Annotated in this window: 17 protein-coding genes; 7 read left to right on the forward strand and 10 right to left on the reverse strand. The window is 70.5% G+C overall.

The window, feature by feature from the left end:
* Nucleotides 1–22: 22 nt before the first annotated feature.
* The 5 genes from cobG to WS46_RS21705 all read left to right on the forward strand — a co-directional run bounded on the left by cobG (nucleotide 23) and on the right by WS46_RS21705 (nucleotide 6,048).
* Nucleotides 23–1,378 (forward strand): precorrin-3B synthase, encoded by a 1,356-nt coding sequence (gene cobG / locus WS46_RS21685; RefSeq protein ID WP_059691713.1) that lies wholly within the window; start codon nucleotides 23–25, stop codon nucleotides 1,376–1,378.
* On the forward strand, nucleotides 1,371–1,997 hold the full coding sequence (locus WS46_RS21690; RefSeq protein WP_059537435.1) for a precorrin-8X methylmutase: 627 nt from the start codon (nucleotides 1,371–1,373) through the stop codon (nucleotides 1,995–1,997). Before cobG ends, WS46_RS21690 begins: the two co-directional genes overlap by 8 nt.
* Nucleotides 1,994–2,728, forward strand: coding sequence for a precorrin-2 C(20)-methyltransferase (locus tag WS46_RS21695; RefSeq protein WP_059502040.1), 735 nt, complete (start codon nucleotides 1,994–1,996; stop codon nucleotides 2,726–2,728). The genes WS46_RS21690 and WS46_RS21695 overlap by 4 nt, the downstream gene beginning before the upstream one ends.
* Nucleotides 2,725–4,440: a precorrin-3B C(17)-methyltransferase gene (gene cobJ / locus WS46_RS21700; RefSeq protein WP_059691714.1), complete on the forward strand. Its 1,716-nt coding sequence runs from the start codon at nucleotides 2,725–2,727 to the stop codon at nucleotides 4,438–4,440. Before WS46_RS21695 ends, cobJ begins: the two co-directional genes overlap by 4 nt.
* Nucleotides 4,441–4,692: 252 nt before the next feature.
* Nucleotides 4,693–6,048: a chitinase gene (locus WS46_RS21705; protein WP_059524363.1), complete on the forward strand. Its 1,356-nt coding sequence runs from the start codon at nucleotides 4,693–4,695 to the stop codon at nucleotides 6,046–6,048.
* 107 nt (nucleotides 6,049–6,155) lie between these two features.
* Here WS46_RS21705 and WS46_RS21710 read toward each other — a convergent pair whose 3' ends face one another.
* The 3 genes from WS46_RS21710 to WS46_RS21720 form a co-directional block, all read right to left on the reverse strand.
* A complete protein-coding gene (locus tag WS46_RS21710) occupies nucleotides 6,156–6,899 on the reverse strand; it encodes an IclR family transcriptional regulator (RefSeq protein ID WP_059524365.1) in 744 nt (247 codons plus the stop codon).
* A gap of 53 nt (nucleotides 6,900–6,952) precedes the next feature.
* Entirely contained in the window at nucleotides 6,953–8,119 is a 1,167-nt protein-coding gene (locus WS46_RS21715; RefSeq protein ID WP_059524367.1) for an acyl-CoA dehydrogenase family protein, read from the reverse strand.
* Nucleotides 8,120–8,246: 127 nt separating this feature from the next.
* Nucleotides 8,247–9,413 carry a CaiB/BaiF CoA-transferase family protein gene (locus tag WS46_RS21720; RefSeq protein ID WP_059691715.1) on the reverse strand — a complete coding sequence of 389 codons (1,167 nt, stop codon included), beginning with the start codon at nucleotides 9,411–9,413 and terminating at the stop codon, nucleotides 8,247–8,249.
* 272 nt (nucleotides 9,414–9,685) lie between these two features.
* On the opposite strand from WS46_RS21720, the gene WS46_RS21725 reads away from it, so the two are divergent.
* Both WS46_RS21725 and WS46_RS21730 read left to right on the forward strand, forming a co-directional pair.
* The gene (locus tag WS46_RS21725) at nucleotides 9,686–9,931 is read left to right on the forward strand and encodes a hypothetical protein (RefSeq protein ID WP_059524371.1); all 246 of its coding nucleotides are present in this window, start codon (nucleotides 9,686–9,688) and stop codon (nucleotides 9,929–9,931) included.
* Nucleotides 9,932–10,094: 163 nt separating this feature from the next.
* A complete protein-coding gene (locus WS46_RS21730) occupies nucleotides 10,095–10,529 on the forward strand; it encodes an NUDIX hydrolase (RefSeq protein WP_059691716.1) in 435 nt (144 codons plus the stop codon).
* Between the two features lie 15 nt (nucleotides 10,530–10,544).
* Here WS46_RS21730 and WS46_RS21735 read toward each other — a convergent pair whose 3' ends face one another.
* The 7 genes from WS46_RS21735 to cobW all read right to left on the reverse strand — a co-directional run bounded on the left by WS46_RS21735 (nucleotide 10,545) and on the right by cobW (nucleotide 18,799).
* Nucleotides 10,545–10,871 (reverse strand): low molecular weight protein tyrosine phosphatase family protein, encoded by a 327-nt coding sequence (locus WS46_RS21735; RefSeq protein WP_059524375.1) that lies wholly within the window; start codon nucleotides 10,869–10,871, stop codon nucleotides 10,545–10,547.
* 36 nt (nucleotides 10,872–10,907) lie between these two features.
* Nucleotides 10,908–11,480: a DUF1993 family protein gene (locus WS46_RS21740; RefSeq protein ID WP_059691717.1), complete on the reverse strand. Its 573-nt coding sequence runs from the start codon at nucleotides 11,478–11,480 to the stop codon at nucleotides 10,908–10,910.
* A gap of 120 nt (nucleotides 11,481–11,600) precedes the next feature.
* A complete protein-coding gene (locus tag WS46_RS21745; RefSeq protein WP_059524379.1) occupies nucleotides 11,601–12,053 on the reverse strand; it encodes a YaiI/YqxD family protein in 453 nt (150 codons plus the stop codon).
* Between the two features lie 76 nt (nucleotides 12,054–12,129).
* Nucleotides 12,130–12,738, reverse strand: coding sequence for a VWA domain-containing protein (locus WS46_RS21750; protein ID WP_059691718.1), 609 nt, complete (start codon nucleotides 12,736–12,738; stop codon nucleotides 12,130–12,132).
* Nucleotides 12,739–12,806: 68 nt separating this feature from the next.
* Nucleotides 12,807–13,892, reverse strand: a complete 1,086-nt coding sequence (locus tag WS46_RS21755; protein WP_059691719.1) for an ATP-binding protein — start codon at nucleotides 13,890–13,892, stop codon at nucleotides 12,807–12,809.
* Entirely contained in the window at nucleotides 13,889–17,704 is a 3,816-nt protein-coding gene (gene cobN, locus WS46_RS21760; RefSeq protein ID WP_059691720.1) for a cobaltochelatase subunit CobN, read from the reverse strand. Before cobN ends, WS46_RS21755 begins: the two co-directional genes overlap by 4 nt.
* A gap of 6 nt (nucleotides 17,705–17,710) precedes the next feature.
* The gene (gene cobW, locus WS46_RS21765; RefSeq protein ID WP_059691721.1) at nucleotides 17,711–18,799 is read right to left on the reverse strand and encodes a cobalamin biosynthesis protein CobW; all 1,089 of its coding nucleotides are present in this window, start codon (nucleotides 18,797–18,799) and stop codon (nucleotides 17,711–17,713) included.
* Nucleotides 18,800–18,823: the final 24 nt, after the last annotated feature.

Raw genomic sequence — 18,823 nt, forward strand, 5'->3', positions numbered from 1 at the left:
TTCCATTCCTGCATCGCCCGTCGTGCGCCCGTCGGCTTGCCCGGGGCTCGTGCGCGTCGTCGAGGCCGCCGACGGCGGGCTGTGCCGGATCAAGCTGCCGGGCGGCCGGCTCGACGCGCGGCAGGCGCGTGCGATCGCCGCGGCCGCGCGCGCCTGCGGCTCCGGCGCGATCGACGCGACCAATCGCGCGAATCTCCAGCTGCGCGGCATCCGCGACGGCGCGGCCGATGCGCTGGCCGACGCGTTGCTCGATGCCGGCCTGGGCCCGCGCGCCGGCGATGCCGCCGACGACCGAGCCGCGCTCGCCGCGAGCGACGACGTCCGCAACCTGATGCTCAGCCCGCTCGCGGGGCGCGATCCCGACGCACTGCTCGACAGCCGCGCGCTCGCGCTGCCGTTGCTCGACATGCTGACGCACGAGCCGCGCCGCGGCGAGGTGTCGCCGAAATTCTCGATCCAGCTCGACGGCGGCGAATCGGTCGCGGCGCTCGATCATCCGCACGACATCTGGCTCGCCGCGTGGCGTCGCGGCGACGGCGCGGTCCGCATCGCCGCGGGCGTGGCCGGCTGCCCGCCGGTCGCGCCCGGTGATTCGCCCGCCTGGTTCGACGTCGCGCCGGACCAGACCGTCGCGCTCGTTCGCGCACTGCTGCTCGCGTTCCTCGATCTCGCGCCGGCCGACATCACGCGGATGCGCGCGTTGCTCGCAACCGGCGGCGCATGCGCGTTGCGCGAGCGCGCGCAGCATTACGCACCCTTCCCGCTCGAAGCCGATCCGGCACTGGCCGGCTGGCGGCGCAAGCATGCGGACGCCGCGCTGCGTTTCGGTGCACGGCCGTCGCGCGATGCGGATCGCTGCAGCGTCGGCGCGCAGTTCGCGCTCGGCCGGCTCGACGCAACGCAACTGGAACGGCTCGCGGCACTCGCCGACGCGGAAGGCGACGGCACGCTGTCGATGACGCCGTGGCAAGGCGTGTTCGTGCACGGCGTGCGGCACGAACGCACGCCGGCCGTGCTCGACGCGCTCGCGTCGCTCGGCCTCGTGTGCACGATGTCCGACCCGCTGGCGGCGCTGGTCGCGTGCACCGGCAGCGCGGGCTGCGCGAAGTCGCGCGCCGATACGAAACACGATGCGCTCGCGCTGGCCGCGCGCGTCGGCCATCCGGTCGACGTGCACCTGACCGGCTGCGAGCGCCACTGCGCGCTGCCGCACCCCGCGACGTCCACCCTCGTCGCGGTCGCGCCCGGACGCTACGACCTTTACCGGCGCGACGCCGCCGCGGGCCTCGGCGCCCCGCTCGCGCGCCATCTGACGATTGACCAGGCCGCGGACCGACTGACGGACGCGCGGCACAGCCAGGACACCACCGATGCTTGACTACATTCGCGACGGGCAGGAAATCTACCGCCAGTCGTTCGCGACGATCCGCGCCGAGGCCGACCTGTCACAGGTTCCGCCCGATCTCGAGAAGCTCGCGGTGCGCGTGATCCACGCGTGCGGGATGGTCGATGTCGCCTACGACCTGCGCTTCTCGGCCGGCGCCGGCACGGCGGGCCGCGCGGCGCTCGCGGCCGGCGCGCCGATCCTGTGCGACGCGCGGATGGTCGCCGAAGGCATCACGCGCGCGCGGCTGCCGGCCGGCAATCGCGTGATCTGCACGCTCGGCGAACCGGAAGTACCTGACCTCGCGCGGCATCTCGGCAACACGCGCTCGGCCGCGGCGCTCGAACTGTGGCGCCCGCATCTGGCCGGCAGCGTCGTCGTGATCGGCAATGCGCCGACCGCGCTGTTCCACCTGCTCGACATGATCGACGCCGGCGCGCCGCGCCCCGCGCTGATCCTCGGCTTTCCGGTCGGCTTCATCGGCGCGGCCGAATCCAAGGCGGCGCTCGACGCCGACAGCCGCGGCGTGCCGTACGTCGCGCTGCTCGGCCGGCGCGGCGGCAGCGCGATGGCCGCGGCCGCCGTCAACGCACTCGCGACGGAGGCAGAATGACGGCCCCGCGCGGACGACTGTTCGGGGTCGGCGTCGGCCCCGGCGACCCTGAACTAATGACGATCAAGGCGCTGCGCGTGCTGCAGGCCGCGCCGGTGGTCGCGTATTTCGTCGCGAAGGGCAAGAAGGGCAATGCCTACGGGATCGTCGAGGCGCATCTGCTCGATGCGCAGACGCAATTGCCGCTCGTCTATCCGGTGACGACCGAGGCGCTGCCGCCACCGCTCTGCTACGAGACCGTGATCGCCGACTTCTACGACACGGCCGCCGAGATCGTCGCGTCGCATCTCGACGCCGGGCGCGATGTCGCGGTGATCTGCGAAGGCGATCCGTTCTTCTACGGGTCGTACATGTACCTGCACGATCGCCTCGCGCCGCGCTACGACACCGAGGTGATCCCGGGCGTGTGCGCGATGCTCGGCGGCACGGCCGTGCTCGGCCAGCCGCTCGTCTATCGCAACCAGAGCCTGTCGGTGCTGTCCGGCGTGCTGCCGGAGGACGAATTGCGCACGCGGCTCGCGCAGGCCGACGCGGCCGTCGTGATGAAGCTCGGCCGCAACTTCGACAAGGTGCGGCGCGTACTCGACGAACTGGGACTCGCGAAGCGCGCGCTGTACGTCGAGCGCGCGACGATGGCGGCGCAGCGCATCGTGCCGCTCGACGAAGTCGATCCGATGGCGTCGCCGTACTTCTCGCTGCTCGTCGTGCCGGGGGAAAAATGGCAAGGATGACGACTCCGCCCGCGATCGTGATTCTCGGCGCGGGTGCACTCGATACCGCGCGGCGTATCCAGACGCGTTATCCGGGCGCCGTCGTGCACGGGCTCGCGTCGCGCGTCGAGGCCGACGTGCCGTTCGACGAGCTCGGCGCGCACCTGCGCGAGCTTTACGCGCGCGGCCTGCCGATCGTCGCGCTGTGCGCGGCCGGCATCGTGATCCGTTGCGTCGCGCCGGCGCTCGCCGACAAGGGTGTCGAGCCGCCGGTGCTCGCGGTCGCGGAAGACGGTTCGGCCGTCGTGCCGCTGCTTGGCGGACTGACGGGCGTCAACCTGATCGCGCGCGAAATCGCCGAATGCCTCGGCGTCGCGCCGGCGATCACGACGAGCGGCGAGCTGCGCTTCGGCGCGTGCGTGCTCAACCCGCCCGACGGCTATGCGCTCGCCGATCTCCAGCAAGGCAAGCGTTTCGTGTCCGACCTGCTCGCGGGTGCGGCCACGCGCGTCGACGGCGCGGCGCCGTGGCTCGACGACGTCGCGCTGCCGCGCGACGCTGCGGCCGCGCATGCGATCCGCGTGACGCCCGATGCGTGGCGCGGCGCGCGCGACGAACTCGTGATCCATCCGCGCAGCGTGGTGGTCGCCATCGAGGCCCGCGGCGTGCGGGCCGATGCGTCGCCGTCGCTCGCCGAGCGCATCGATGCGCTGCTCGATACGCACGGTCTCGCGCGGCTGGCGCTCGCCGCACTCGTCGCGCCGGCGTCGTTGCTCGGCGATGCGCGGGTCGAGGCGGCGGCACGGACGCTGGGCGTGCCGCTGCGCTTCGCCGATGTCGAACGCGACGAAGACGCCGATGCGGCTGCCTTGCTGGGTTCGACGTTGCGTGTGGCGCACACACTGCGCGCCACGTCCGACGGCCTCGCGTGCGCGGTCGCGACGCAACCCGTCGATCCCGCGACGCTCGGCCGTGCGCGCGGCCGCCTGACGGTGCTCGGCCTCGGCCCGGGCGATGCGGCATGGCTCACGCCCGCCGCGCGCACCGCGCTCGCGCAAGCCACCGACATCCTCGGCTATACGACCTACGTGACGATGGCCGGCCCGTTCCGCGCGGATCAGCGCGTCCACGGCACGGACAATCGCGAGGAAATGCAGCGCGCGCGCCATGCGTTCGAACTGGCGGCCGAAGGCCGGCGCGTCGCGGTCGTCTCGTCGGGTGACCCGGGTGTGTTCGCGATGGCCGCGGCCGTGCTCGAAGCGCTCGACGAAGCGCGCGATCCGCGATGGGCCGCGGTCGAACTGCGCGTCGAACCCGGCGTATCGGCATCGCTCGCGACCGCCGCGCAGGCCGGCGCGCCGCTCGGCCACGATTTCTGCGCGATTTCGCTGTCGGACAACCTGAAGCCGTGGGACGTGATCGAGACGCGCCTGCGGCACGCGGCGCAAGCCGATCTCGTGATGGCGTTCTACAACCCGATCTCGCGTGCCCGGCCGTGGCAGCTCGACCGCGCGCTCGATGCGGTGCGCGCGCATCGAGCGGCCGATACGGTCGTCGTGCTCGGCCGCGACATCGGCCGGCCCGGCGCGACGCTCACGACGACGACGCTCGGCGCGCTGCGCAGCGATCAGGTGGACATGCGCACGATGGTGATCGTCGGTTCGTCGACGACGCGGCGTTTCGCGATCGGCGACGGGCGCGAGTGGGTCTACACGCCGCGCTGGTATCGTTGAACGTCGCTGCGCCACGCGCGGCCGACCATCCGAACGATATCGGTCGGAAAAATCGCCCGCTTCGCGTTTCGATATGCGATCGAATCGGCAAGATCGTTACGTATCGGGAATCGAATAACGAAAAGAACACCTAAGTATTCACGATTCGGCGCGAATCCTCCAAGATGAGCACGCCGCCGGGCGGGCATACCCGATCGCCCGCCCGGCGGCGATACGCGGGCCAGCGTATCCCTCTTCCACTTGGAGAACACAATGAACAACAACGTGTTGCCGCGATTCAACCCGCGCGCGCTCGCCGCGGGCTGTCTGCTCGCCGTGGCGAGCGTGTCCCACGGCGCCGGCGTCTATGCGCCCTTCGTCGACGTGACGCTCTACCCGACGCCGCTCGTCGACCGGATCGGCGTCCAGCAAGGCATCCAGCAGTTCACGCTCGCGTTCGTGGTCGCGGGCAGCGGCTGCGTGCCGTCCTGGGGCGGCGTGCAGCCGATCGGCAACGGCGCGAGCGGCGACCTGCTCGCGTCGCTGTCGACGTCGATCGCGAGCTATCGCGCGAAAGGCGGCGAGATTGCCGTCTCGTTCGGCGGCGCGAACGGCACGCCGCTGATGCAGGCATGCTCGAGCGTGCCCGCGCTGAAGACGGCCTATCAGACCGTGATCGACACCTACGGCCTCACGCACGTCGACTTCGACATCGAGGGCGCATCGCAGCAGGACAGCGCCGCCGTCGCCCGCAACTTCCAGGCCGTCGCGCAACTGCAGTCCGACTACGCGGCGAAAGGCAAGCCGCTGCACGTCACGCTGACGCTGCCGACGATGCCGACCGGGCTCACGCAGGATGGCGTGAACGTCGTCACCGCGGCCATCGCGAACAAGGTCGCGTTCGACGCGGTGAACCTGATGACGATGGACTACGGCCCCGCGAACATCGACATGGGCGCGGCCGCGATCAGCGCCGCGCAGGCGCTCTATACGCAGCTCGATACGGCGTTCAAGTCGGCGGGCCAGCCGAAAACGGGCGCGCAGCTGTGGCAGATGGTGGGCGTCACGCCGATGATCGGGATGAACGACGTGCAGGGCGAAACCTTCACGCTCGCGAATGCGCAGAGCGTGTTGAATGCGGCGATCGGCAACGGCTACGGTTTCTTCGGCAACTGGTCGGTCGGCCGCGATCAGCCTTGCCCGAACAACGGCGCATATGTGGCGCCGACCTGCTCGGGTATCGCGCAGCAGCCGTATGCGTTCGCATCGATCTTCCGCAAACTCGACGGCAAGTGGGGCACGGGCGTCACGCAGGATCCGAACTACGGTGGCGGCTCGAACGGCGGAACGCCGCAGCCCGGCGCGCCCTGGTCGGCCGGCCAGGTCTATACGGCCGGCGCGACGGTGACCTACCAGGGCACGACGTACCAGGCGCAATGGTGGACACAGGGCGACGTGCCCGGCCAGGCGGCGGTATGGAAGCCGGTCGGCGGCGGCACGCCCGTATGGTCGGCAACGACCGCGTACCAAGGCGGCACGTGCGTCACGTATCAGGGCGCGAAATACTGCGCGAAATGGTGGACGCAGGGCGACAACCCGAGCGCGGGCGGCGTGTGGGTGAAGTCGTGACGGCGCGGCGCACCGGCGCGTGACGCGCCACGGCCGTTCCCGGATGCCGCCCGGCATCGCGGCGAACGGCCGCCGAAGCAGCCCTCCGCCGTGCTTCGCGCTTCTTGCTAGCCGCGCCCCTGCTCGGCCAGCAGCCGCGCCTTGGCGTCGACCAGCAGCGCCGCATGCGTGTCGCGATGCTGGCGGATCCGCTCGGTCGGCCCGACGATCGACAGCCCGTACCAGTCGCCGTCGAGCGTCAGCGCGACCGCGATCGCCGACAGCTCGGGCGCGCTCTCGCCGAGGTTCTCGGCCCAGCCGAGTTCGCGAAACCGCGCGGTTTGCGCGACGAGTGCCGGCAGGTCGGCCACCGTCGCATCGGTGAAGCGTTCGAACGACAACTGCGCGCCGAGCACCTGCTGCGCGTCGCTCGCGAGCGACGCGAAGATCGCCTTGCCGATCGAGTTCGCATGCAGCGGCCGCAGCTCGCCCGGCTGGCGCGTGTAGCGGATCGCCTGCTCGGATTCGACGACGTCGAGATACGTGACCGACGCGCCCTGGATCTTGCCGAGCACGGCCGTCTCGTGGCTCGCGTCGCGCAGCGCGACGAGATGCGGATGCACGATGTCGACGACGGGATCGGTCGCGTCGATCGCGGCGGCGATCGTCTGCAGGCGCCGCGTGGGATAGTAGCCGCCGCGCTTGCGCACCTCGTACAGATAGCCGCGGCTCACGAGCGTGCGCGCCATCGCCAGGCAGCTCGACGCGGGCACGTTGAGCAGGCGCGCGAGTTCGGTGAGCGGCAGCGGCCGCCGTTCGGCGGCGAACAGCTCGAACAGGTCGAGCGTGCGGGCAACGAGTTTGACGTCCATGACGAGCGCTTGATTCGGAACGGGAAACCGCGCGCCGGGCGGGCCGCCGCGCGTCAGTACGACTTCGGCAGCCCGAGCACCTTCTCCGCGATGTAGCACAGGATCAGTTGCGGGCTCACGGGCGCGAGCCTCGGAATCATACACTCGCGCAGATAGCGCTCGACGTGGTATTCCTTCGCATAGCCCATCCCGCCGTGCGTCGCGATCGCCGTCTGGCACGCCTGGAACGCGGCTTCCGCGCCGAGGTACTTCGCGGCGTTCGCCTCCGCGCCGCACGGCTGCCCCGCGTCGTAGCGCGTCGCGGCCTTCATCACCATCAGCCACGCGGCTTCGAGCTGCATCCAGGCCTGCGCGAGCGGATGCTGGATCGACTGGTTCTGCCCGATCGGCCGGCCGAATACGACGCGCTCGCACGCATACTGCGTCGCGCGCCGCAGCGCGGCCTGCCCGAGGCCGATCGCCTCGGCGGCGATCAGGATCCGTTCGGGGTTCAGCCCGTGCAGCAGGTAGCGGAAGCCGTCGCCCTCGTTGCCGATCAGGTCGTCGCGCGGCACGCGCAGGTCGTCGATGAACAGCATGTTCGAGTCGACGGCCTTGCGGCCCATTTTCTCGATCTCGCGCACCTCGACGCGCGAACGGTCGAGGTCGGTGTAGAACAGGCTCAAGCCATCGGTCGGCTTCGCGACCTGGTCGAGCGGCGTCGTGCGCGCGATGATCAGCATCTTGTTCGCGACCTGCGCGGTCGAGATCCAGATCTTGCGGCCGCTCAGCACGTAGTGGTCGCCGTCGCGACGCGCCTGCGTGGCGAGGTGCGTCGTGTCGAGGCCGGCATCGGGCTCGGTCACCGCGAAGCAGGCCTTGTCGCGGCCGGCGATCAGCGGCGGCAGGAAGCGCGCCTTCTGCGCGTCGTTGCCGAACACCTGCACCGGGTTCAGCCCGAAGATGTTCATGTGGACGGCCGATGCGCCCGACAGGCCGGCGCCCGACGCGCTGATCGTGCGCATCATCAGCGCGGCCTCGGTCATCCCGAGCCCGGCGCCGCCGTGGGCCGGGTCCATCGCGATGCCGAGCCAGCCGGCCTCGGCGAGCGCCGCGTGAAAGTCGGACGGAAACCCGCCCGCGCGATCGCGTTCGAGCCAGTAGTCGTCGCCGAAGCGTTCGCAGATTTTCTCGATCGCGCTTTCGATCGCGCGCTGGTCGTCGGTCAGGTCGAACTGCATGGATTGCCCTCCAGGAAAACGTGAACGGCCGCGCCGATCCATGCGGGCATGAGGTGTCTCCTCTTGCAGCGGTGCGGCGCGGCGTGATGTGCGAAGGGGGCGCGGGCGGCGCCGGCCGCGATGCGGGTCAGTTTCGACGCGGGCCGTCGTCGTCGCGTGCGTCGCCGGCGAACACCTGCGCCGCGTGTTCGTTCAGTGCGGGCGGCGGCCGCCGGTACGTGGCCGGCGTGCGGCCGAGCTTGATCGGCGACGCGATGCCGCGATGCCGGCCCAGCTCGACCTTCATCCGCCGATGCGCGACGTGCGGATGGTCGAGCGCCGCATCGAGCCCGAGCACGGGCGCGCACGGCACGCCCCGGCGCATCAACTGCTCGGCGAGTGCCGCGCCGTCGTGTGCGGCCAGCGCCGTTTCGAGCAGCGCGCGCAGTGCGGCGCGGTTCGCGCTGCGCGCGCGGTTGTCGACGAAGCGCGGATCGTCGGGCCAGTCGCGCGTGCCGAGCACGTCGCACAGCGCGGCGAACTGCCCGTTGTTGCCGACCGCGAGAAAGATGTCGACGCTCGCGGTCGGAAAGCTGTCGTAAGGCGTGATGTTCGGATGCGCGTTGCCGGTGCGTGCCGGCGCCCTGCCCGAATGGAAGAAGTTCGGCGTATGCGGATGCAGGATCGACAGCGCGCAGTCGAACAGCGTCGATTCGACGAATTGGCCACGCCCGCTCGCATCGCGTTCGCGCAGTGCCATCAGCACGCCGAGCGCCGCGTTCAGCCCGGTGACGAGATCGACGATCGGCACGCCGACGCGCAGCGGCGCGCCGCCCGCCTCGCCGTTCACGCTCATCAGCCCGGCCAGCGCCTGGACGGCCGCGTCGTAGCCGGGCAGCCCGCCGAGCGGGCCGTCCGCACCGAAGCCCGACACGCGGCAATGGACGAGACGCGGAAAACGCGCGTGCAGCGTCTCGAAGCCGAGGCCCCAGCGCTCCATCGTGCCGATCTTGAAGTTTTCGACCAGCGCGTCGGCGTGCTCGAGCAGGCCAAGCAGGCGCTCGCGATCCTCCGGCTTCGTCAGGTCGAGCGCGATGCCGAGCTTGTTGCGGTTCACGCCGAGGAAATACGATGCGGTGTCGCCGTCGAACGGCGGCCCCCAGGTGCGCGTCTCGTCGCCCGACGGCGGTTCGACCTTGATCACCTCCGCGCCGTGGTCGGCGAGAATCTGCGTCGCGTACGGGCCGCCCAGCACCCGCGACAGATCGATGATGCGCAACCCCGCCAACGCGCCCTGCTGCTCCAGTTCCGCCATGCGTCTCGCTCCCGCTTCCGGTTGATCGGACCGCCGGTTCCGCCGTGCCGACAGGCGGCGGCACGCTTTCCCGGACTTGAATGATAATTCTTGTGTGTGAATTTATATTCACACTCGGGAATTTCATTGTCAAGCCGGGCATGCCCCGGCAGCCGGGCGGAGAACGCGGTCGCCCGCAAGTGGGGACGACACCGAACGCCGGCCGGTTGCGGCGCCGGGCCGCGGTTCGCTAAGCTGGCGGAGAGTGCTCACTGAAGACAGGCGGACCTTTCATGAAACACATGCTGCTCGCGGCCATCGTGCTGGCGTCGACGCTGGGCGTCGCCCGCGCGCAAACCCAGACTTACCAGTTTGGCGAAGGACAATCACAGCCGCGGGCCGCCGCGCCGACGGCACGGCCCGCGCCCACGCGCCCGCACGTGAACCCGCCCCCGCATCAGCACCGGCGCGCCATCCACAAGCGGCGCCATGGGCGGTCCGGGAAACCCGCGCGCACGGGGTTCTACACGCACGCGTGACGCGATGCGCGGTGCGCGCGCGACAACGCACGGAACTGTCACGAACGCCCGGTATGATCGGCGCGGCGGCTTGCATGTCGTCGTGCCCGACGATCGGGCGACGGGCCGGCACCGCCGGTCGACGACCATTTCCCTCCACGATTCAGCACCTGTTTTGCCGAACATGAATACCGGGCCGGATACCGTCGCGAGCATCAAGGAACGCGCCACGATCGTGTGCCGCCAGCGCAGCAGCGTGTTGCTGGTCGCCCGTACCGCGGCGCGCTGGTCGCTGCCGGGCGGCACGATCCGGCGCGGCGAGACGCCGCTCGAGGCCGCGCAGCGCGAGCTGGCGGAGGAAACGCGGCTGGAGGGGCTCGCGCTCGACTATGCGGTGCAGTTCGGCGGCCTCACGAAACTTCATCACGTGTTCGTGGCCGACGTGCCGAAACACCTGACGCCGCGCGCGAGCAACGAGATCGCGCGCTGCAAGTGGTTCGACGTCGAACGGCTCGAGACGCTGCGCGCGAGCGTGCCGACCCGCAAGATCATCGAACTGCTGCACCTCGACCGCTTTCCCGCGCACGCGCACGCGGACTGGCCGTTCCGCTCGCGCTGAACCGGCCCGCGCGGCTCACCCGCGCAGCAACGGACCGGCCTTGCGCTCGAGCAGCGCGACGAGTTCGGGCTGCATGTACGCGTAGCGGTCGGGAATGTCGAGGCAGACGATCTTCTTGTGCTTCAGCCGGATGCCGAATCGGGCGGACAGCTTCGCCTTGTGCGCCCGCTCCATCACGAACACGATCTCGGCCCATTCGAGTTGCTCGGCGGATAGGCGCGTCTGCGCGTCGGGCGCGAGGCCCGCGGAGTCGGTTTCGACTCCCGGCCACGCGGCGAACACCGCCTCGGCCGTCGGGCTGCGCAGCCGGTTGCGGCTGCAGATGAACAGGGCCCGTGTCATGCCGGTGCACGGCGGCCGGATGGTCCGCTCGACCGGTCAACCCTGCGGAATCGTGCCGGGCCGCACGTAGGCCAGCATGTGCGGCACGTAGTCGGCCTTGCCGAGCTCGACGCCGTGATGGCGCAGGATCGCGTACGCGGCGATCGCGTGAAAGTAGAACTGCGGCAGCGCCCAGTCGCGCGCGTACTGTTCGCCCGTCATGTCGAACGCGGTGCCGTTCGGCAGTTCGAGCGCGATCGGCAGAGCGGCGCCGCCGTCGAGTGCGTCCGGCGCGAGTTCGCCGAGGAATGAGATCGTGCCGGCGACGATCCCTTGCGCATCGCTGAGCGTGCCGGGCTGCGCGTCGGCATGCCAGCCGGCTTCCCGCAACGCCAGCAGCGCGTCCGGCAGCGGTTCGCCGCGCAGACGGTAGACCGGCTCCATCGCCTGGAAACAGGAAAACCGCACCTGGGCGGCGAGCGGATACATGTCGGGCGCCAGCTTGAGCGTCAGCAACGCATCGGGCGCGTTGCCCTCGGCCTGCCGATGCGCGGCGGCCTTGTCGAGCCACGCGGATTGCGCGCGCAGCATCTGGGTGAAGGTCGGAACGAGAAGTTGGGTCGGTGACATCCATGCTCTCCGATGAGGCGTTCGCGCCACGATATCAATGTCGGCGCGAATCCGTATTCTGCCGTAGCCGACGTTTCGACGCGAAACCGGTGACGTATCGCACGACCGACGCCCGGTGCGTCACGGTTTGCCGTGGCGCGCCAGGAAGCGATCGAATTGCGACGCGAACGCCTTGCCGTCACGTACGCTGAACGGGGCCGGGCCGCCCGTATCGATGCCCGCGCTGCGCAGCTGCTCCATCATCGCGCGAGTCGACAGCCGTTCCTCGATGTTCTCGCGGCTGAACCAGTTGCCGCGCGGGTCGAGCGCATGCGCGCCCTTGTCGAGGACGGCAGCGGCCAGCGGGATGTCGGCCGTGATCACGAGATCGCCGGCTTCCGCGAGTTCGACGATCCGCGCATCGGCCACGTCGAAGCCGGCCGGCACCTGCAGCGCCTTGATGAACGGCGACGGCGGCGTGCGCAGAAACTGGTTCGCGACCAGCGTCACGCAGATCTCGGCACGACGCGCGGCGCGAAACAGCATGTCCTTGATGACGGCGGGACACGCGTCGGCATCGACGAGTACTTGCATGGCAGGGATTCCGGTGGATAGAAACGGCGATCATAGCGCAGCGCCGGCGCGTCGCCACGCACGGCTGCCCACGCGATCAGCCGGCCGGCCCGGCGCACAGCGACGCGGCCGTCATCCATTGCGCGCCCCAGGCATCGGCGAGCCGCCTGCCCTGCCCGATTCGCACGGCCGCATCGTCGAAGTCGACGAACACGACGTGATCGGCGGCCGCTGGTCTCGGCGGCGTTTCGCGCGTGCGGCCGTCGGACAGCACCCATAGCCAGCGCTGTTCGTCCGGCGTACGTCGTGCGGCGCCCGCGAGCAATTGCGCGGCGGCCGCGATGCCGTCGGCAAGCGGCGTGCCGCCGCCGCCGTCGACCGGTTCGAGCCAGCGCGCATTCCACCAGCGCGGCACGGCCGGGCCGAAGCGCCGCGCGGCGCCGTCGCCGCCGAAGCAGATCAGCGCGGTTTCCACGCGGTCGCGCGCGGCCTGATCGAAGTACGCGACGATCAGGCCTTTCGCGAGCGCGAGCCGCTCGTGCGCCAGCATCGACGCCGAACAGTCGAGCACGAAGCAATGGAGCGCGCGCGGTGTGCCGGCCCGCTTGCTGAAACGCAGATGCTCGGCGTGCAGCGGGCCGCCGCGCTTCGCGGCGAGCGTCGCCGGCCATGCAACGGCCGTGCCGGCACGCACCGTACCCGGCACGCGCGCGGCAGCGCCTGGTTGCCATCGAGGACCGCGAACGGTATTCGCGGCGGCGTCGGCTCGATGGCTCAGCGTTTTTTTAGCGGCAGCGGCACCACGCTCTTCACGTCACGCAGTCCGGCCGGCTCGGGCGGCAGGTAGCCCCAGTCGCCTTGCGATGCGGTTGCGTCGTTTCGTGCCGCGCCCGATGGATGGCCGGGCTGCCGGTGCGTGTCCGGCGGCGGATCGTCGCGGTCGCCGCCGGCCTCCGCATGCGACTGCGTCGCGGCCGACGACGGCGGCGTACCCGCATGGCGTCGATGCCGCAGCACCGCGTCGGCCACGCGTTCGACGTGCGACACCGTCACCGCGCCGGCCTGCTCCAGCGCCGCGAGCGCGCGCGCGGCGCGCAGCATCACGAGGTCGGCGCGCAGGCCGTCGACGGCCGCGTCGATGCACAGCGCGCTGACGCGCGCATGCACCGCGTCGTCGAAATCCAGCGCCGACAACCTTGCCCGCGCCGCGCGGATCCGGTCGCCGAGTTCGCGCTGCGCGGCCGCGTGACGTGCGCGAAACGCGTCCGGGTCGAGATCGAACGCGAGGCGCGCCTTCACGATCTGCTCGCGATGCGCGGCGTCGAAGCAGTTCTCGAGTTCGACCATCAACCCGAAGCGGTCGAGCAATTGCGGGCGCAGTTCGCCTTCTTCGGGATTCATCGTGCCGACCAGCACGAAGCGTGCGTCGTGCGCATGCGACACGCCATCGCGCTCGACCACGTTCACGCCGCTCGCGGCGACGTCGAGCAGCGTGTCGACGAGCCCGTCGGCGAGCAGGTTCACCTCGTCGACGTACAGCACGCCGCGATGCGCGCGCGCGAGCAGGCCCGGCCGGAAGCGCACGCCGTTTTCGGCGAGCGCATGGGCGAGATCGAGCGTGCCCGTGACCTGTTCGTCGCTCGCCGACAGCGGCAGCGTGACGAATGCCCCTTCGGGCAGCAGTTCGGCGAGCGCGCGTGCGGCGGTCGATTTCGCGGTGCCGCGCGGCCCGCTGACGAGCACGCCGCCGAGCGACGGGTCGATCGCCGCGAGCAGCAGCGCCTGCTGCAGCGGTTGCTGCGCGACCAGCGCCGCGAACGGAAATACCGCGCGGGCGCGATGCGTCGTCGAATCGGTCATCGCCGTCCTCCTTCCTGACATTGTTCGCTGTCGAGCCAGACCGCTTCGATCCGCTCGCGATAATCGCCCGGCTGCTGCCACAGCCCGCGCTGCATCGCTTCGACGAAGCGTTCGCAGATGCCGCGCAGCGCCTTCGGGTTGTGGCGTTCGAGGAACGCGCGGGTGTCGTCGTCGAACAGGTACGCGTCGGCGACGAGCGCGTACTGGTGGTCCGACAGCACGCGCGCGGTCGCGTCATAGCCGTACAGGTAATCGACGGTCGCGGCCATTTCGGCCGCGCCCTTGTAGCCGTGGCGCTTCACGCCGTCGAGCCATTTCGGATTGACGACGCGCGAGCGGATCACGCGCGCGATTTCCTCGCGCAGCGTGCGCATCTTCGGCGCGACCGGGTTCGCATGGTCGCCGTGGTAGATGCTCGGCTGCTGCCCGGACAGGTGCCGCACGGCTGCCGTCATCCCGCCCTGGAACTGGTAGTAGTCGTTCGAATCGAGGATGTCGTGTTCGCGGCTGTCCTGGTTCTGCACGACGACGTCGATCGTCGCGAGCCGTTCGCCGAACACGTCCGGCGCGGCGTCGCCGGCGCTGTTCTGCGCGTATGCATGGCCGCCCCACTGGCGGTATGCATCGGCGAGATCGGCGTCGGTCTGCCAGCGGCGCTGGTCGATCAGGTCCTGCAGGCCCGCGCCGTAGCTGCCCGGCCGCGCGCCGAACACGCGCCAGCCGGCACGCCGCCGCGCTTCGTCCGGCGCCACGCCCTGCTCGATCCATTTCGCGCGTTCGCGCTCGACGCGCGCGCGGATCGGGTTCAGTGCCTCGGGCTCGTCGAGCGCGGCAACGGCCTGCACGGCCGCGTCGAACAGGTGCATCAGGTTCGGGAACGCGTCGCGGAAGAAACCCGACACGCGCAGCGTCACGTCGATGCGCGGCCGGTCGAAGATCTCGATCGGCAGGATCTCGAAGTCGGTCACGCGATGGCTGCCGTGCGCCCATTTCGGCCGCACGCCGAGGAGCGCGAACGCCTGCGCGACGTCGTCGCCGCCGGTGCGCATCGTGGCCGTCCCCCAGACCGACAGACCGATCGCGCGCGGATAGTCGCCGTGGTCCTGCAGATGGCGTTCGATCAACTGCTGCGCGGACTTCAGCCCGAGCGACCACGCGGCCTGCGTCGGCACCGCGCGCGTATCGACCGAATAGAAGTTGCGGCCCGTCGGCAGCACGTCGGGCCGGCCGCGCGACGGCGAGCCGCTCGGCCCCGGCGGCACGAAGCGGCCGTCGAGCCCGCGCAGCAACTGGCGCAGTTCCTCGCCACCGCACGCGTCGAGGGCGGGCAGCAGCGTCGAGCGCACGCGCTCGAGCACGGCGAGCGTGCTCGGCCAGTCGCCGGGCGGCGTGGGGGCGGCATCGGCGCGGGTCTCGCCGGAAACGGCCGCGCACAGCCCGTCGAGCCAATGCTGCGCGAGCCGTTCGAGCCGCTCGCGCGTGTCGCCGGCATGGCGCCACGGCGACGCGTCGAGCGCTTGCAGAACGGCCGGCCGCGGGCCCGTCCACGGCGCGGCCCAGTCGGCCGCGAGCGGATCGAAATCGTCGCCGAGCGCGAGATCGCGCGCGAGCGCGCCGATCAGCCCCGCGCGTTCGCCCTTGCCGTCGCCGACCGGAAAACGCGCGAGCGCGAGCAGCGTGTCGCGTCGCTGACGGTCGGCGGGCGACACGCCGAACACGTGCAGCCCGTCGCGAATCTGCGCTTCCTTCAATTCGCACAGCCACGCGTCGACGCGCGTCAGCAGCGCATCCTCGTCGCCCGCATCGCGCGGCGGCGACACGCTCAGTTCGTCGTGCAGACGGTGTTCGGCGATCGTCGCGAGAATCGTCTTGCGCAGCAGCTTCGCGCGCCGCGCATCGACCATCAGCGCTTCGTAGTATTCGTCGACCTGCCGTTCGAGATCCTGCAGCGGGCCGTAGTTTTCCGCGCGCGTGAGCGGCGGCATCAGGTGATCGACGATCACCGCCTGCGCGCGGCGTTTCGCCTGGCTGCCCTCGCCCGGATCGTTGACGATGAACGGATACAGATGCGGCAGCGGCCCGAGCGTCAGGTCGGGCCAGCACGCGTCGGACAGCGCGACGCTCTTGCCCGGCAGCCATTCGAGGTTGCCGTGCTTGCCGAGGTGGATGACCGCGTCGATGCCGAACGCATCGCGCAGCCAGAAATAGAACGCGAGATACGCGTGCGGCGGCACGAGATCCGCATCGTGGTAGCTCGCATAGTCGTTCTCGCCGCGCGAGCGCGACGGCTGGATGCCGACGAACACGTTGCCCGCGCGCCAGCCGGCGATCGTGAAGCGCCCCTGCCGCAGCGTCGGGTCCGCTTCGGGCGGGCCCCAGCGCGCGTTCAGCGCGTCGCGCACCGCGGCCGGCAGCCGCGCGAAATGCGCGACGTAATCGGCCAGCGCGAAGCTCTGGAACGCGGGGCGCAAGGCGCGCACGGCCGGGTCGTTGGTCACGCCTTCGGTGAGTCGCGCGATCAGCGCGTCGCCATCGGCCGGCAGGTCGGCCACGGCATAGCCCGCATCGCGCAGCGCCGCCAGCACGCGCAGTGCGGACGCCGGCGTGTCGAGCCCGACGCCGTTGCCGATCCGCCCTTCGCTTTGCGGATAGTTCGCGAGGATCAGCGCGATGCGCTTGTCGGCGTTGTCGAGCGTGCGCAGCCGGCACCAGCCCCGCGCGAGCGCCGCGACGAACGCGACGCGCTCGGCGTCCGGCTGGTAGCGCACGACGTCGACTTCGGTGTGCGGACAACGATACGCCAGCCCCTTGAAGCTCACCGCGCGCGTGACGATGCGCCCGTCGACCTCGGGCAACGCGATGTGCATCGCGATGTCGCGCGCATGCAGCCCCTGGTTGTCGGCCACCCACGCGTCGCGATTGCCGCCGGACAGGATCACCTGCAGCACCGGTGCATCGCCGGCGAGCACGTCGGGCTCCGGGCTGTCGATCGCGCCGGCCGCGAACGCGGTGGTGTTCAGCACGAGCGCGACGCGATGCGTGTCGTACAGCTGCGTGATGACCTCGCGGCTCACCGCATCCTTCAACGACGTGACCGCGATCGGCAGCGGATTGAGCCCTTCGCGCACGAGCGCATCGGCCAGCGCGTCGAACACGGCGGTGTTCGCGGCTTGCCAGTGCGCGCGATAGAACAGGATCGCGACGACGGGCGCGCCGGGCGTCCAGCGCGCACGCCAGTCGTCGACGCTCGCCGGGTCGCGCGCCGGGTGATACAGCGCGGCGGCCGGCAGCGGGCGCGGCAGCTCGGGTTCGTCGCCGAAACCGAGCGTATGGAACGCGATGCTGCGCAGCAACGCTTCGGCGTTGTGCATGCCGCCTTCGCGCAGATAGCGCCACCACATCCGGCACAGGTCGGGCGCGACCGTGCTCTTCGCGACGAGGTTCGGGTCTTCCTGCAGGTCGCCCGAGAACATCGCGAGCTGCTGCTTGCGTTTCGACGCGAGCGACACGGCCTGCTCGATCCCGTACGGCCAGTATGCTTCGCCGCCCAGATGATCGATCACGACCGTCTTCGCGTGACGCAGCACGTCATCGACATAGAAATCGACCGACGCCGGCTGCCGCAGGAACGTGACGTTCGCGAGCCGCACGCTCGGAAAGCCGGCGGGCAGTTTCGGCACGACGCTGGCCAGCAGCGACAGCGTCGTGTCGGCCGAGCTGAGGATCACGATGTCGGCCGGCTGCTGGTCGATCCGGACGACGCCCTGCGTATCGTCGACGAAGCCGCCCGGCGTGGTGCGCAGCAGATGCATCGCGCGTTACGCCTGTTGCAGGTCGGCCGCGCACGCGGCGTCGAACGCGCGCTGCAGCGCGGCCGCGTCGAGATCCTCGCCGATCAGCACGAAGCGGCTCGCCCGCGTTTCGCCGTCCTGCCAGCGACGGTCGAAGTAGCTGTCGAAGCGGCGGCCGACGCCCTGGATCACGAGCCGCATCGGCGCATCGGGCAGCGCGGCGAAGCCTTTCGCGCGGTAGATCGTATGCGTCTCGACGACACGCTGCAGCGCGGCGATCGTCGCCTCGCGCGTGCCCGCATCGCCCGACACCACCACCGAATCGAAATCGTCGTGATGATGGTCGTGATCGCCGTCGTCGGCCGAGCCGTGATGGTCGTGCCGCAGGTGGATCGTTTCCTCCGACGCCGATTCGAGCCCGAGCAGCATCGCGACGTCCAGTTCGCCACGCGTCGCGCGCACGATTTTCACCTGCGGCGGGATTTCCTCGCGGATCGCGGCTTCGACCTCGGCGAACCGCGCGTCGGCGACGAGGTCGGCCTTGTTCACGATCACGAGGTCGGCGGACGACAGCTGATCGGCGAACAGTTCGTGCAGCGGCGATTCGTGGTCGAGGTTCGGATCGGCGCGGCGCTGCGCGTCGACGGCCTGCGGGTTCTCGGCGAACTGGCCGCTCGCGGCGGCCGGACCGTCGACGACGGTCACGACCGCGTCGACCGTGAAGCTGTTGCGGATCGTCGGCCAGTTGAAGGCCTGCACGAGCGGCTTGGGCAGCGCGAGGCCCGACGTCTCGATCAGCACGTGATCGATGTCGGCGCGGCGCTCGACGAGCGCTTCCATCACCGGATAGAACTCCTCCTGCACGGTGCAGCACAGGCAGCCGTTCGCGAGTTCGTACAGCTGGCCCGACGCTTCGCCCTGCGCGCCGTCCGCGTCCTCGCAGCCGATGCCGCAGCCCTTGAGGATTTCGCCGTCGATGCCGAGCTCGCCGAATTCGTTGACGATCACCGCGATGCGGCGGCCTTCGGCGTGCTGCAGGATGTGGCGCATCAGCGTGGTCTTGCCGCTGCCGAGAAAGCCCGTGACGATCGTGACGGGAAGCTTGCGTAAGGTCATGGTGGATCCTGTGTGGAAAAGGGA

The sequence above is a fragment of the Burkholderia sp. RF4-BP95 genome, from assembly GCF_001521985.1.
Lineage (GTDB): Bacteria > Pseudomonadota > Gammaproteobacteria > Burkholderiales > Burkholderiaceae > Burkholderia > Burkholderia diffusa.

Bases quoted from the DNA above. Each gene is read 5' to 3' on its own strand.
- WS46_RS21690 (WP_059537435.1), top strand. From the start codon at position 1,371: ATGCTTGACTACATTCGCGACGGGCAGGAAATCTACCGCCAGTCGTTC.
- WS46_RS21695 (WP_059502040.1), top strand. From the start codon at position 1,994: ATGACGGCCCCGCGCGGACGACTGTTCGGGGTCGGCGTCGGCCCCGGC.
- cobJ (WP_059691714.1), top strand. From the start codon at position 2,725: ATGACGACTCCGCCCGCGATCGTGATTCTCGGCGCGGGTGCACTCGAT.
- WS46_RS21705 (WP_059524363.1), top strand. From the start codon at position 4,693: ATGAACAACAACGTGTTGCCGCGATTCAACCCGCGCGCGCTCGCCGCG.
- WS46_RS21710 (WP_059524365.1), bottom strand. From the start codon at position 6,899: ATGGACGTCAAACTCGTTGCCCGCACGCTCGACCTGTTCGAGCTGTTC.
- WS46_RS21715 (WP_059524367.1), bottom strand. From the start codon at position 8,119: ATGCAGTTCGACCTGACCGACGACCAGCGCGCGATCGAAAGCGCGATC.
- WS46_RS21720 (WP_059691715.1), bottom strand. From the start codon at position 9,413: ATGGCGGAACTGGAGCAGCAGGGCGCGTTGGCGGGGTTGCGCATCATC.
- WS46_RS21725 (WP_059524371.1), top strand. From the start codon at position 9,686: ATGAAACACATGCTGCTCGCGGCCATCGTGCTGGCGTCGACGCTGGGC.
- WS46_RS21730 (WP_059691716.1), top strand. From the start codon at position 10,095: ATGAATACCGGGCCGGATACCGTCGCGAGCATCAAGGAACGCGCCACG.
- WS46_RS21735 (WP_059524375.1), bottom strand. From the start codon at position 10,871: ATGACACGGGCCCTGTTCATCTGCAGCCGCAACCGGCTGCGCAGCCCG.
- WS46_RS21740 (WP_059691717.1), bottom strand. From the start codon at position 11,480: ATGTCACCGACCCAACTTCTCGTTCCGACCTTCACCCAGATGCTGCGC.
- WS46_RS21745 (WP_059524379.1), bottom strand. From the start codon at position 12,053: ATGCAAGTACTCGTCGATGCCGACGCGTGTCCCGCCGTCATCAAGGAC.
- WS46_RS21755 (WP_059691719.1), bottom strand. From the start codon at position 13,892: ATGACCGATTCGACGACGCATCGCGCCCGCGCGGTATTTCCGTTCGCG.
- cobN (WP_059691720.1), bottom strand. From the start codon at position 17,704: ATGCATCTGCTGCGCACCACGCCGGGCGGCTTCGTCGACGATACGCAG.
- cobW (WP_059691721.1), bottom strand. From the start codon at position 18,799: ATGACCTTACGCAAGCTTCCCGTCACGATCGTCACGGGCTTTCTCGGC.